The sequence below is a fragment of the Thermoanaerobacterium sp. R66 genome (genome assembly GCF_028895185.1).
GTDB lineage: Bacteria > Bacillota > Thermoanaerobacteria > Thermoanaerobacterales > Thermoanaerobacteraceae > Thermoanaerobacterium.
Genome location: NZ_JAEUWW010000001.1, coordinates 1,043,827 through 1,057,861, shown reverse-complemented (window position 1 = coordinate 1,057,861; position 14,035 = coordinate 1,043,827). Strand labels below are relative to the sequence as shown.

10 protein-coding genes, 2 tRNA genes and 1 other annotated feature (1 of these 13 cut by a window edge) are annotated in these 14,035 nt (G+C 37.0%); of the genes, 11 read left to right on the top strand and 1 reads right to left on the bottom strand.

Annotated elements, in window-relative coordinates; translation table 11 throughout:
- Positions 1 to 109, top strand: a binding site (T-box leader); it begins 107 nt to the left of the window's first position.
- A 48-nt stretch (positions 110 to 157) separates the two neighbouring features.
- From pheS to JJQ93_RS05220, 11 genes are all read left to right on the top strand, one after another.
- Entirely contained in the window at positions 158 to 1,177 is a 1,020-nt protein-coding gene (gene pheS, locus JJQ93_RS05270; protein WP_274892961.1) for a phenylalanine--tRNA ligase subunit alpha, read from the top strand.
- Between the two features lie 12 nt (positions 1,178 to 1,189).
- A complete protein-coding gene (gene pheT, locus JJQ93_RS05265; RefSeq protein ID WP_274892960.1) occupies positions 1,190 to 3,571 on the top strand; it encodes a phenylalanine--tRNA ligase subunit beta in 2,382 nt (793 codons plus the stop codon).
- A gap of 97 nt (positions 3,572 to 3,668) precedes the next feature.
- A complete protein-coding gene (locus JJQ93_RS05260) occupies positions 3,669 to 4,043 on the top strand; it encodes a cell division protein ZapA (RefSeq protein WP_085112195.1) in 375 nt (124 codons plus the stop codon).
- A 53-nt stretch (positions 4,044 to 4,096) separates the two neighbouring features.
- Positions 4,097 to 6,442 carry a U32 family peptidase gene (locus JJQ93_RS05255; protein ID WP_274892959.1) on the top strand — a complete coding sequence of 782 codons (2,346 nt, stop codon included), beginning with the start codon at positions 4,097 to 4,099 and terminating at the stop codon, positions 6,440 to 6,442.
- Positions 6,442 to 8,802: an endonuclease MutS2 gene (locus JJQ93_RS05250; RefSeq protein WP_274892958.1), complete on the top strand. Its 2,361-nt coding sequence runs from the start codon at positions 6,442 to 6,444 to the stop codon at positions 8,800 to 8,802. The genes JJQ93_RS05255 and JJQ93_RS05250 overlap by 1 nt, the downstream gene beginning before the upstream one ends.
- A gap of 51 nt (positions 8,803 to 8,853) precedes the next feature.
- Positions 8,854 to 9,564, top strand: coding sequence for a sporulation protein YunB (gene yunB / locus JJQ93_RS05245; RefSeq protein WP_274892957.1), 711 nt, complete (start codon positions 8,854 to 8,856; stop codon positions 9,562 to 9,564).
- Positions 9,565 to 9,602: 38 nt separating this feature from the next.
- Positions 9,603 to 9,678 (top strand) — tRNA-Ala (locus tag JJQ93_RS05240).
- Position 9,679: 1 nt separating this feature from the next.
- Positions 9,680 to 9,753 (top strand) — tRNA-Ile (locus JJQ93_RS05235).
- Positions 9,754 to 9,863: 110 nt separating this feature from the next.
- Entirely contained in the window at positions 9,864 to 11,012 is a 1,149-nt protein-coding gene (locus JJQ93_RS05230) for a sensor histidine kinase (RefSeq protein ID WP_274892956.1), read from the top strand.
- A complete protein-coding gene (locus JJQ93_RS05225) occupies positions 11,005 to 11,637 on the top strand; it encodes a response regulator (protein WP_014759032.1) in 633 nt (210 codons plus the stop codon). The genes JJQ93_RS05230 and JJQ93_RS05225 overlap by 8 nt, the downstream gene beginning before the upstream one ends.
- 68 nt (positions 11,638 to 11,705) lie before the next feature.
- On the top strand, positions 11,706 to 13,109 hold the full coding sequence (locus JJQ93_RS05220) for an aminopeptidase (protein WP_274892955.1): 1,404 nt from the start codon (positions 11,706 to 11,708) through the stop codon (positions 13,107 to 13,109).
- 39 nt (positions 13,110 to 13,148) lie between these two features.
- Here the strand turns inward: JJQ93_RS05220 and JJQ93_RS05215 are convergent, their stop codons facing one another.
- Positions 13,149 to 13,931: a CAP domain-containing protein gene (locus tag JJQ93_RS05215; protein WP_274892954.1), complete on the bottom strand. Its 783-nt coding sequence runs from the start codon at positions 13,929 to 13,931 to the stop codon at positions 13,149 to 13,151.
- Positions 13,932 to 14,035 lie beyond the last annotated feature (104 nt).

Below are 14,035 nucleotides of genomic sequence, written 5' to 3'. Positions count from 1 at the left end.
CAGTGTGCTGAACTGATAGTAGGCATAACCGGTTTATATTCCGTTACATCAAAATGAGTGGGCTTTTAGCCAAATTAGGTGGTACCACGGTCATATCTCCGTCCTTTTTAAGATGGAGTTTTTTTATTATATTTAGGAAAGAAAGGAGAGTATTTCTTTGGAAGAGACATTGAGAAATCTACTTGAAGAAGTCAAAAAAGAGCTGTCATCTGCGGAAAGTTTAAAGACACTTGAGGAGATAAGGGTTAAGTATTTAGGGAAGAAAGGCGAACTCACAAAGATATTAAGAGGTATGGGAAGTCTATCGCCTGAAGAAAGGCCTATTGTTGGCAAAATCTCAAATGAGGTAAGAGAAGAGATCGAGAAAGAGCTTACTCAAAAAAGAGAAGAAGTGTTGAAACAGGAAAAAGAGAAAAAAATAAAAAGCGAATATATCGACATAACATTGCCCGGGAAAGTCCATGAGATAGGCCATAAACATCCTATGACAAAAGTTTTAGATGAAATAAAGGATATATTCTTAGGGCTTGGGTTTTCCATCGCCGAAGGACCTGAAATCGAGCTTGATTACTACAATTTTGAAGCGCTAAATACTCCGCCTGATCATCCAGCAAGGGATTTGCAGGATACTTTTTATATTACTAAAAACATCTTGCTTAGGACGCAGACATCGCCTGTTCAGGTGAGGACGATGGAAAAAAGCAAACCACCTATAAAAGTCATATCGCCAGGTAGAGTTTATAGGTCAGATGAAATAGATGCTACACATTCTCCTGTGTTCAATCAGATAGAAGGATTGGCAGTTGATGAAGGAATAACGATGGGAGATTTGAAAGGCGTTTTAAATCTATTTGCCAAAAGGCTTTTTGGTTCAGACACAAAGACAAAATTCAGGCCTCACTATTTTCCTTTTACTGAGCCAAGTGCAGAAATGGACGTATCGTGCTTTGCATGTGGCGGAAAGGGCTGTAGAGTTTGTGGATATTCCGGGTGGATCGAGATATTAGGATCTGGCATGGTTCACCCCAATGTGCTTAGGATGTCTGGAATCGATCCTGAAAAGTATTCAGGCTTTGCATTTGGCATGGGACTTGACAGAATAACTATGCTTAAATATGGGATAAACGATTTGCGTCTTCTTTACGAAAATGACCTACGCTTTATTAAACAGTTTTAAGGAGGTTAAGACATGCTAATATCGTATTCATGGTTAAAAGACTACGTAGATTTGTCTGTTGATGCAAAAAAATTGGCTGACGATCTTACGATGTCAGGTTCAAAGGTGGAGACTATAAAAAGTTACGGGCAAGAGATAAAAAATGTAGTGATAGGAAAGATTGTATCTTTAGAAAAACATCCTGATGCTTTAAAGCTTCAAATAGGAATCGTAGATGTAGGGGAAGAAAAATTGCAGATAGTGACAGGCGCTCAAAATATCAAGGTTGGTGATTATATTCCCGTCGCACTGCATGGTTCAACACTGCCTGGCGGCGTAAAGATAAAAAGAGGTAAACTAAGAGGTGTTGAATCAAATGGAATGATGTGCTCTGCCAAAGAATTGGGATTAGACGAAAGCTTGCTTCCGGAGTACCAGAGAAACGGCATATTTATTCTTCCTGAGCTTCCTTTAGGAGACGATGTAAGAGATGCTCTTGAACTGGACGATGTGATAGAATTTGAAATAACGCCAAATAGGCCTGACTGCCTTTCAGTAGTTGGAATTGCGAGGGAGGCTGCAGCTACGTACAGAAAAAGCTACAGGATGCCTGAAGTTAAAATAAGAGAAGTTGACGACAAAAATCCAGCTACTGTAACAATCGAAGCAGATGATTTGTGCTTTAGGTACGTTGCCAGAGTCATAAGGAATGCAAAAATAGGCCCATCGCCTATGTGGATGCAAATGAGGCTGTTGAAAGCTGGTATAAGACCCATAAACAACATAGTTGACGTGACAAATTACGTTATGATGGAATTGGGACAGCCGCTACATGCCTTTGACTTAGACAAAGTCAAAAACGGGCATATAATTGTAAGAAGGGCAAAAGAAGGCGAAAAGCTTACAACTCTCGATGACAAAGAGAGGATTCTGGATAGCGATATGCTTGTAATCGCAGATGAGGAAAAGGCTATAGGGTTAGCTGGGGTTATGGGTGGTCAAAATACTGAAATAACGGATGACACAGTAAACATATTGATAGAAAGTGCCAATTTTAAAGGCAGCAATATACGGTATACATCGAGAAAACTTGGCCTTAGAAGTGAAGCATCGTCAAGGTTTGAAAAGGGGCTTGATCCAGAGATTACGGTTTTGGCATGCAATAGAGCAGCACAGCTTATGGCTGAATTAAGCGGCGGAGAGATATTAGAAGGGCTTGTAGACGTATATCCAAAACCTGTAACTGAGAAAGTCCTAAGTGTGCGATATGAAAGAATAAACAAGCTTTTAGGAACAAATCTGTCTTGCCAAGAAATGAAGGAAATACTTTCATTTTTGGATTTTGGCGCCATCTGCGATGGAGAAAATTTGATAGTGAAGGTGCCAGCATTTAGAAGTGATATTGACGGTGAGGCAGATATTGCGGAAGAAATCGGGAGAATGTACGGCTACAACAACATAGAAGATACCCTATTAAAAGGAACTCAGATTACAGCAGGTGTTAAGACAAGAGAACAGAAGCTGGAAGATACCGTAAAGGATGTATTTTTGTCATTCGGATTAAATGAAGTCATAACAACGTCATTTATGGGCATGAAGGATTTAGACAGGATAAATTTGCCTGATGACAGTTATTTAAGGAATGCTGTCAAAATAATGAATCCGCTTGGAGAGGATCAGGCTTACATGAGGACGACGCTTTTGCCATTCATGCTAAACGTGGTTTACACAAATTACAGCCGAAAAGTCCCAGAATTTAAAGCATTTGAAATATCGAGGGTCTTTATACCGAAATCGCTGCCTGTAGAAGAACTTCCGACAGAGATAAAAAGCGGTATAATTGCCATGTATGGACATGATGTGGATTTTCTGACGATTAAGGGTGTGGTTGAAGAACTTTTAGACGTCCTCAACATAAAGAATGTCAAATACGCAAGAAGTCAAAACCCTGCATATCATCCAGGAAGATCTGCTGATGTCATTGTAGGGGATGAAAAGATATGCGTCTTTGGCGAATTAAGCCCTGATGTTGCAGAAAACTACGATATAAATAAGAGGGTTTACGTGGCAGAGGTAAACCTTGAACTTTTGTTTAAGCACGCAAACGACGAGAAAATCTACAAGCCGCTGCCAAAATATCCAGCCGTTGAAAGGGATATAGCTGTGCTGGTAGATAAAAACACATTTGTGGCAGATATAGAAAGTGTCATAAGAAAAGCTGGCGGGAAACTTGTAGATGATGTTAAATTGTTTGATGTGTACGAAGGCGAAAATATTCCTGATGGCAAAAAAAGCGTGGCATTTTCAATTTGGTACAGATCGTACGACAAGACTTTGACAGACGATGAAGTAGGCAAAGTCCATGACAAAATAGTAAAGAGCCTGAATGAGGAGCTTGGAGCGCAATTAAGATAAAAAAAGACCGAAATGGTCTTTTTTTCTTCATAAAGGAGGAAATCGAAAAGATTTGTAGAAATAAATAAAATAATGCTTGGTTTGAGGGGATGTTCTAATGGAAATTAGGAAGATAACGGTAAATATAAATGGCAACGAGTATATATTGAAGACAGACTATCCTGAAGATTATATACTCAGATTGACAGAACATTTAAACGATGTAATATCAGGGATTTCTGGCAGTTACAATAGACTTTCAAATCAGATGGTGCTTGTTTTATCGGCTCTTAACATAGCCGATGAGCTTTTTATCTCGAGGGAAGAAAACAGTGCCTTAAAAAAAGAGATTGTATCGCTAAAATCAAGGTTAAGTGCTGATGATGAAAGGATAGAAGAATTAACAGAAGAAGTTGAAAAGTTGAAAGAAGAATTAAAAGCAGCAAGAGAAGAGTTGGAGGAATACATAAATACATTTGACGACGTTGGTTAAAATCTATTAAAATAAAGAGACTAAGTATATAAATATCTTTATAAGGTGATTTGATGAAAAGAGTAGAATTGTTGGCTCCTGCAGGAAACCTGGAGACGCTAAAATTTGCTTTAAATTACGGAGCTGATGCTGTATACATTGGCGGCAAGCTTTTTGGCGCCAGAGCATATGCGGCAAATTTTGAAGAAGATGAATTGAAAGAAGCAGTAGAGTATGCCCATTTGAGAGATAGAAAAGTTTATGTGACTGTAAATACAATCGTGTTTAACAAAGAAGTTGATTTGCTTCTCAAATACATCGATTATCTGTATCAGTTAAATGTGGATGCGATAATAGTTCAGGACTTTGGCGTTGTTAAACTACTTAAAAACTTCTATCCTGAGTTGGACATACATGCCAGTACGCAGATGACTTTAAGCAACTTAGAAAGCATTAAAGCAGCTAAAGAGATAGGGATAAAAAGAGTCGTGATGCCTCGTGAGCTAAGCTTAAAAGAAATTGAAAAGATAAAATCTGTGACTGGCATAGAAGTGGAAGTATTTGTTCATGGAGCTCTTTGTGTCTCTTACTCCGGTCAATGCTTATTTAGCAGCATAATTGGCGGAAGAAGTGGCAATAGAGGCAGATGCGCTGGGCCATGTCGCTTGAAATACGATCTTTTAGATGACAAGATGAATACAATTGCCAGCAATATGCATTTATTAAGCATGGCAGATTTATGCACGATAGACCACATAAAGGATATGATAGAGTCAGGCATTGACTCATTTAAGATTGAAGGCCGCATGAAAGAAAAAGAATACGTGGCATCTGTCGTTGCATCATACAGAAAAGCCATTGATGCATATTTAAGCGGAGAAAATATCAACACAGGCGTGTACAAAGAAATGATGTCTGGAATATTTACAAGAGGCTTTTCTAATGGATATCTGTACGAGAAAAAGCCAGATTACATGAGCTACGTAAATCCAAAAAATAAAGGTGTTCCATTAGGCAAAGTCATATCCATTGATGGCAAAAAAATAAAAGTATCGCTTTCAAACAGTCTATCAGTTGGAGATGGCATATCAACAGAAACTGGTGAACATGGATATAAAGTCGACGTTCTTATAGTAGACGGCAAAAAAGTGGATGAAGCACATAAAGGGCAGGTTGTAGAGCTTAAAAAAATACCTGTAAATTATGGTGACGTATTATACAAAACGTATGATGTAAAATTAAACAGGCTATTTTCTGTGTCAAATGAGTTAAAGTCGCCTGTTGATGTATTTGTAAATATGAAAGAAAATAGACATCTTAATATAATGATTAAAAATAACGACATATGTGTCTCTAAAGACAGCAAAATTGTCTCAACTAAGGCATTGAAAAAGGCCGTTGACAAAGACACATTGATAGAAAAAGTGGCGTCAATAAACGATACGCCTTTCTTTGTAAGAAGCATAGAAGTAGACATGGATGAGGGTCTCTTTATGCCGTTAAGTGAGGTGAAAGAGACCAGAAGAGAAGCGGTGGAAGACCTTATTACAAAAAAATTAAAATATAGAAGTCCTAAAAATATTGACATAAATCTTAATAAATTAATAAATGATAAAATTAGTGATTTGAAATTGTCATTTTACACTGAAAAAGAAGAACATGTGAAAATAGCGTGCGCGCTTGGAGCAGATAGAGTCTATTTCAATTACAGGCTAAATGGCGATGTGCTGAAAAATATCATTTGTTACATGGATAAATGTGAGATAATCCCGGCATTTCCACAGATAATGAGGGATGAGCTGGATGACTTTCAGCGAGAGATAAAAAATATAAAAGAAATGGGATTTAAAAAGGTCCTTGTGACTAATTTAGGTTTGTATGATGCTGCAGTAAAATTAGGGCTTGATGTTTGCGTTGATTTTAATTTGAATGTTTCAAATAGCCTTGCTGTTGATTTTTTTGACAAAGCAGATACAATTACACTATCACCAGAGCTTAACATTCATCAGATAGAAGACATATCCTTAAGAAGCAATGCGAAATTTGAGGCGATTGCTTATGGAAGGTTGCCGCTTTTGACGATGGAATACTGTCCAATAAAAAATTTAAAAGGATGCGATAAAAAAGGATGTGAAGAAGGAAAATATTTTTTGAAGGACAGAAAGGGCAATCTCATGAAAATTGTAAGCGACGGCTTTTGTAAAATAAAGCTTTTAAACTCATCGGTTTTATACATGGTTGACAAGATGAATGATTTAAAAAAGACAGGTTTATCTTATATAAGGATAAATGATACAGTTGAAAGCGATGAAGAAGTAAGAGATGTAATAAAAGCTTACAAAGATTCATTGGAATTTGGAACTTACGATTTACACGTTGAAAACTATACAAGAGGACATTTTTACAGAGGGGTATTGTAATGGATGAAAGGTATTTTAAAAATTTGGAATTTGACAAGATAATTAATCAAATTGTAAATTTGTGCGATTCTGAACCGGGAAAAGAATTAGCATTAAGCATTAAACCGTACAAAAATGTAGAAAAAGCATTAGAAGAAATTGAAAAAGTAAATGAAGCGGTATCTTTTATTAGTTCTTACGGCAATATTTCTTTTGCATTTAAAAAGTTAGACGAGATTTTGGCTAAAGCCAAGATAAAGTCGTCATTGAACCCGGGACAGCTTTTATCTCTATCCAGGTTTTTATCATTGGCAGGGAAAGTTAAAGCGTATTTGAGAAACGAAAACGAAGAAGGCAATTTTCCACATTTAAGGGAATACAACATGAGGCTTACGAATATTAAGGAACTGTACGATAAGATCGATAGAGCTGTCATATCTGAAGATGAACTGGCTGATGACGCATCGCCTGCCTTAAAAGAGATAAGAAAGCAGAAAGCCCATATAAACAATAAGATAAGAGATACATTAAACTCTATAATTGCGTCTTCGTCAAAAGAGCTGCAAGATCCCATCATAACCATAAGAAATGGAAGATACGTGGTGCCGGTAAAGCAGGAGTACAGAGGAACATTTAAAGGCCTTATTCACGATCAATCGTCCAGCGGTGCTACGCTTTTCATAGAACCTATGGCTGTTGTAGAACTTAACAATGATCTAAGACAGCTTGAGATTAAAGAACAACATGAGGTCGAAAGGATTTTAGCTGAGCTTACAGAAGATGTAGGAAAACATGTTGATGAGATACATGAAAATATTGTTGTATTAAAAGAGTTGGATGTTATTTTTGCAAAGGCGAAGTATTCCATAAGCACAGACTCAACAAAACCTATATTGAATACTAAAGGATATGTAAATTTAAAAAATGCAAGACATCCTCTCATCTCAAAAGATGCAGTCGTACCTATAAGCCTACATTTAGGTGAATCTTTTAATACTCTTGTCATAACAGGGCCTAATACAGGTGGAAAGACTGTCACATTAAAGACTGTAGGGCTTTTGACGCTTATGTCTATGTCAGGACTAAATATCCCTGCTGATGAGGGTTCTGATGTTGCTTTCTTTGACAATATATTTGTGGACATTGGAGATGAACAAAGCATAGAGCAAAGCTTAAGCACATTTTCAGCTCACATGACCAATATAGTAAAAATACTAAATAATGTCACTAGCAATAGCTTGATTTTGCTGGATGAATTAGGAGCTGGCACCGATCCGACAGAAGGTGCTGCTCTTGCCATGAGCATACTTGACTTTCTTCACAGGATGAATTGTCGCACAATTGCCACGACACACTACAGTGAGCTTAAGCAGTACGCACTGCAAAATGAAGGTGTGGAGAATGCCTCTGTGGAATTTGATGTAGAGACGTTAAAGCCCACTTATCGCCTCACAATAGGAATACCTGGGAAAAGCAATGCATTTGAGATAAGCAAGCGATTAGGATTAAATGATGACATCATAGACAATGCAAAAAATTATATAACAAGTGAAGAATTAAAATTCGAAGACATATTAAAAGACCTTGAAAATAAAAGGATAGAAGCAGAAAATGCTAAGAGAGAAATTGAGGCATTAAAAAATCAGGTAGAAAGTTTAAGACAAGAGTATGAGAAAAAAATAAAAGATACCGAGCGAGAAAGAGAAAAAATAATAGAAAAAGCCAGAGAAAAGGCGAAAAAGATATTAGAAAATACAAAAGCAACTGCTGATGAAATTATTGCTAAGCTTAAAGAGGCGGAAAAGTCTGATAGAAAAAATAAACTTATTGAGGAAGCTCGACTTAAGCTTAAAGAGAATATAAGTGAGATGGAAGAAAATCTCAAGAAATCAGAAATCCCTGAGTACAAAAAGATTCCAAGAAATGTCATGCCAGGACAGACTTTTTACATAGTTCCTCTTGATCAAACTGGAACAGCCTTGTCTGAACCTGATAAAGATGGAAATGTAAAGATACAGGCAGGGATACTAAAGATGAATGTTCACATTAGCAATCTTAGAGAAACCGAATCAGGCGAAGAGAAAGAGATGGAGAAAGGTTTTGCCAAATACATTAATGAGAAATCTTCTAATATTTCTACATCAATTGACTTGAGAGGAAAGACATTGGAGGAAGCTTCGATAGAAGTCGACAAATACCTTGATGACGCATACCTTGCAGGTCTAAAACAGGTTACTGTCATACACGGAAAAGGTACTGGCATTTTAAGAAGCGGTATAACAAGGCTTCTCAAAATGAACAAGCATGTAAAATCGTTTAGACTGGGAAGGTATGGCGAGGGAGAAGACGGTGTCACAATCGTAGAATTAAAAGAAAAATGAGTAACCAAAACACCTCATCTATCATAAAATGTAGAGGAGGTGTTTTTCTATATGAGGAGAAAAAAGTGGGGAAGAAGGAGGATAAAAATACGTGGGATAAACAAAAATTTTGTTTACATTTTGTCATCATTATTAATATTATCATTGCTATATATGTTTGTAGCATACAGGTTGACACCTGCGCTTATTAAAGCCAGTGAGACAGTAGCTCAGGAAGTGGCTGTAAAATCTATCAATAAATCCATCAATGAAAAAGTCCTAAAAGGCATTCAATACAGCGACCTTATAAATGTAAGAACTGACAATAGCGGAAAAGTATCCATGTTGCAAGCTAATACGATAGAGATGAATATTTTATCAGCAAAGATTACCCAAGCTGTTCAAGATAATTTAAACAGCATAGGATCGGTATACGTGAAACTGCCTCTTGGAAGTCTAATATCAAAGGATATTTTTGCAAATACAGGACCAAGGATAAAAGTAGGGCTTCTTCCAATTGGCTCTGTAAATGTGGATTTTGAATCAAGCTTTGAACCAGCAGGGATAAATCAGACGAGGCACATAATATATCTTTACATAAAGACGAACATTCAAATAATTGCGCCACTTGCATCAAAGCAGATACAGGTATCCACTCACATGCCTATTGCTGACAGCATAATCGTAGGCGATGTGCCTCAAAGCTTTGTAGATGTCAATGGCAATAAGTACACTGTACCTGTTCCCAGCGGAGATTCGAAAATTAATGTAGAAAGTAATTGACAACATTAGAAATTATGGTATAATAATAATTGTTTGACGGGGGTGTAGCTCAGTTGGGAGAGCACCTGCCTTGCAAGCAGGGGGTCAGGAGTTCGAATCTCCTCATCTCCACCATGGGCTTGTAGCTCAGGCGGTAAGAGCGCACGCCTGATAAGCGTGAGGTCGATGGTTCAAGTCCATCTAAGCCCATTTGTGAACCCTAGCGGGTCTTTTTTTTTATGTCTAAATTTAAAAAAAATAGAGGAATTAGCAAATTTTTGTCGAATTAGATAAATAAAATTTGTCTTTGAGGTGTAAAAATGGCTTCCAAGTTTGAATATGATAAAAAGCTTGACAACATAGTTGAAAAGACGATAGAAGTTATAGGCAGCAGCAAAGAGCAGATTTCGGAAATATTGGAGAGGACAAGAAATGAGTACCATCTTTTAGAAGAGCAGATAAACGAGCTAAAAGTCAAGGTCAGATCGGTTATAAAAGAGGTAGAACAACTTGAAAGAAAAGAGAAAAGCTCCAAGCTAAAACTGGCTTATGTAAGCCAGCGATTTGGCAACATTAGCGAAGACGCCATAAAGGAAGCTTATGAAGAAGCTAAGGAGGTTCAGGTGGCGCTTATTTTAAAGAGGCAGGAAGAAAAAGACCTTATAACAAGAAGAAATGAGCTGGAAAGAAAGCTCGTTGAGTACAGAGCGATTGTAGAAAAAGCAGAAAAACTTTCTACACAGATAGGCGTTGCACTTGATTACTTGACAGGCGATTTGACAAAACTTCACAATCAGTATGAAGAGCTAAAAGACAGGCAACTTCTCAACATACGCATAATAGAAGCTCAAGAAGATGAGAGGAAAAGGATCGCCAGGGAGATTCACGATGGTCCTGCGCAGTCTATGGCAAATGTAATATTAAAAGCGGAGCTGTGCGAGAAGTTAATAAGCAAAGATACAGAAAAAGCGAAAGATGAGCTTAAAAACCTTAAAGACATAGCACACTTATCTCTAAAAGAAGTGAGAAAGATTATTTACGATTTAAGGCCGTCTGTTCTCGATGATTTAGGCTTAATACCTGCTGTATCAAAGTACATAAACGAATTTAAAAATGATACTGGAATAAATGTCGATTTTGTCACTTTATCAGAACATAAAAGATTAAAGCCTGAGATAGAAATAACCTGTTTCAGAGTCATTCAGGAAGCCTTGACAAACATTCGGAAGCATTCGAAGGCGAGGAATGCTGTGATACGATTAGAGTTTGGCGATCGCTTTATAAGCATAATTATAAAAGATGACGGTGTAGGCTTTGAAAAGACATCTCAAGACAATAAATTTGGGCTGTTGGGGATGCGGGAGAGAGTTCAGATATTAAACGGGAAATTTGAGATAAACAGTTCACCTAATGAGGGGACTCAAATTTACATTTCTATTCCGCTAGGTGGTGATAAGTGCAATGATTAACATTATGATAGCTGATGACCATGTGCTTTTGCGTCAAGGTCTAAAACAGATAATTGAATTGGAAGAAGACATGAAAGTGTCTTACCAAGCGTCGGATGGAGAAGAAGCCTATAATTTGGCTAAAAATAATTCTCCAGATGTAATTTTGATGGATATAAACATGCCGAATGTAAATGGCATTAAAGCAGCAAAGATGATAAAGAACGATAATCCTAAAAATAAAATAATGTTTTTGACTATCTACAATGACAAAGAATATCTTATGGAGGCATTGAAGATTGGTGTAGAAGGTTACATATTAAAAGATGCTGATTCAGATGAACTTATAAAAGCTATAAGAATCATATCAAATGGAGGCGTTTACATACACCCATCACTTATAAGAGAAATTGAAAATTTAGAGAAAAATGAATGCAAAAAAGATCTTACTGACAGGGAATTTGAAATATTGAATTTAATCGCAGAAGGGTACAGCAACAAGGAAATAGCAGATAAACTTTTCTTAAGTGAGAAGACAGTAAAAAATCATGTGTACAATATATTTAGGAAATTAGATGTAAAAGATAGGACGCAGGCTGCCATATATCTATTAAAAAACAATAGCATGTACAATATACATACATAAAATTTGCTTTTAATCCAAAAATATTTTATAGTTAATATGTAATCCAAAATGTTTAGGAGGCGTATTAAATGGAGAGTGGCGAATTAAAAGACATCGAAAAAAGATTTGGATACAAAAGCAAAAATGGATGGCTTAAAGTAAGCGATGAAGAAAAGGAAAAGATATTTGAGTACGCAGAAGATTACAAAGCATTCATAGGAGAGTGTAAGACGGAAAGAGAAGTTGCAGACAGAATAATAAAGGTTGCTGAAGAAAATGGCTTTATAAACTTAGAAACAGCTACAAACTTAAAGCCAGGCACAAAGGTGTACTATAACAATAAAGGCAAATCGGTAATTTTAGCTGTTATCGGAAAAGATTCTGTTCGCAATGGATTTAAAGCTGCAGCCGCTCATATAGATTCACCAAGGATTGATTTGAAGCCAAATCCACTATACGAAGATAGTGGTCTTGCATTGTTTAAGACACATTATTACGGGGGGATTAAGAAGTACCAGTGGGTTACGATACCATTGGCACTGCACGGAGTTGTCATAAAAGAAAGTGGCGAAAAAGTAGTTTTTAAAGTCGGAGAAGATGAAAAAGATCCTGTGCTGTACATAACTGATTTGTTGCCGCATCTTGGAAAAGATCAGATGGAGAAAAAAGCTGCTGACGTAGTCACAGGAGAGGCATTGAACCCAGTCATAGGAAATATTCCTTTGTCTGAAGACGTTTCTGTAAAGCCAAATTTGTTGAAGATTTTAAATGAGAAATATGGGATAGTGGAAGAAGATTTTATAAGTGCTGAGTTGGAATTGGTGCCAGCGCATAAACCAAGGGATATAGGCTTTGACAGAAGCATGATAGGAGCTTATGGGCAAGACGATAGGATATGCGCTTATGATGTGCTTAGGGCTATATTAGATGTTGACAATCCTGAAAAAACTGCTGTAGCTATATTTGCTGACAAAGAAGAGATAGGAAGCATGGGAAATACAGGATTGCAGTCCAGATTTTTTGAAAATGCTATAGCGGAAATATTAGAAAAGCAGGAAGGCAGCACTGATATAAAGCTTAGAGCAGCTATGAGGAATGCGGAATTGTTATCTGCAGATGTAAATGCTGGTTTTGATCCGTTATATCCTGACGTAAGCGAAAAGCTTAATAGCTCATATATAGGACATGGCGTGTGCCTTACGAAGTACACAGGTTCAAGGGGAAAAAGTGGATCAAATGACGCAAATGCTGAATTTGTGGCAAAGGTGAGGAAGGTATTTAATGAAAACAATGTAGTATGGCAGACAGGAGAGCTTGGAAAAGTAGACATTGGAGGCGGAGGAACTGTCGCACTTTTCGCAGCAAATTATGGTATGGAAGTTATTGACTGTGGAATTGCACTTTTAAGTATGCATTCACCTTATGAATTGTCATCAAAACTTGACCTGTACATGGGGTATAAAGCGTATAGATCATTTCTTTTAAGCAAGTAAATGACATTAAAACCACCCGTAAAACGGGTGGTTTGCCTTTTATTGATTTATAAACATTTCTACCACAATTACGCCATTTCCAGTGCTGTTTGTGACAACACCGACGCCGACTTTATTGAAATAAGGGTTTAAGATATTTTCTCTATGGCCGCTGGAATTCATCAATGCGTAATGGGCACTTACGACATCGCTGTTTAGTGCTATGTTTTCCGCAGCGGCGTTGTAACTTATGCCAAATTCTTTCATCATATCAAATGGCGAGCCATAAGTAGGTGACGTATGAGAAAAATAGTTGTTGTCCCTCATGTCTTCAGCTTTAATTCTGGCTACTTTTGACAGGGTTTCATCGATAGCAAGGGGACTCAAACCTCTTGATGTTCTTTCACTATTTATGAGATCCACCAACTGTTTTTCTTGTGCTGATAATCCTTGATAATCTTGTTGTGTGCTGCTATTTTTAGCGCTTCCTGCGGCATTGGAAGATGAATTGTTGGCTGATGTAGCCGTAGATGCGACAGTTTCTTTTGCATTAATTGTCGTTCGATTTACATTTGCAGTGCTATTATTCATTGTAGTCCACCAATAATTGTTATTGTACCAAGCGTTTGTATTATTTGTTTGCAAATAATTTATTTTTACTGTGGCTGTATTAAATACAGAGTAATTTGGTATGGTAGACTTTGAAGTTGTCGCCACATTGTAGACAACATTGTTGTTTGTATATGTTCCGTAAGAATACGAAGCTTCTGCAATATTAAAAGAGCCAATCATTGACAATGAAATTACTGCAAATGCTGCATAGTACTTTAGATTTTTTTTCACTAATATCACACCCCTTAATTAAATTATTCGACAAAAAAAGAAAAAAACCTTTAAGTAATTAATGGACACGTAGGAAATCTTATCAATAGTCACGTTGTTGAATA

Coding starts and splice junctions, on each gene's coding strand:
- pheT (WP_274892960.1), top strand. CDS start 1,190: ATGCTAATATCGTATTCATGGTTAAAAGACTACGTAGATTTGTCTGTT.
- JJQ93_RS05260 (WP_085112195.1), top strand. CDS start 3,669: ATGGAAATTAGGAAGATAACGGTAAATATAAATGGCAACGAGTATATA.
- JJQ93_RS05255 (WP_274892959.1), top strand. CDS start 4,097: ATGAAAAGAGTAGAATTGTTGGCTCCTGCAGGAAACCTGGAGACGCTA.
- JJQ93_RS05250 (WP_274892958.1), top strand. CDS start 6,442: ATGGATGAAAGGTATTTTAAAAATTTGGAATTTGACAAGATAATTAAT.
- yunB (WP_274892957.1), top strand. CDS start 8,854: ATGAGGAGAAAAAAGTGGGGAAGAAGGAGGATAAAAATACGTGGGATA.
- JJQ93_RS05230 (WP_274892956.1), top strand. CDS start 9,864: ATGGCTTCCAAGTTTGAATATGATAAAAAGCTTGACAACATAGTTGAA.
- JJQ93_RS05225 (WP_014759032.1), top strand. CDS start 11,005: ATGATTAACATTATGATAGCTGATGACCATGTGCTTTTGCGTCAAGGT.
- JJQ93_RS05220 (WP_274892955.1), top strand. CDS start 11,706: ATGGAGAGTGGCGAATTAAAAGACATCGAAAAAAGATTTGGATACAAA.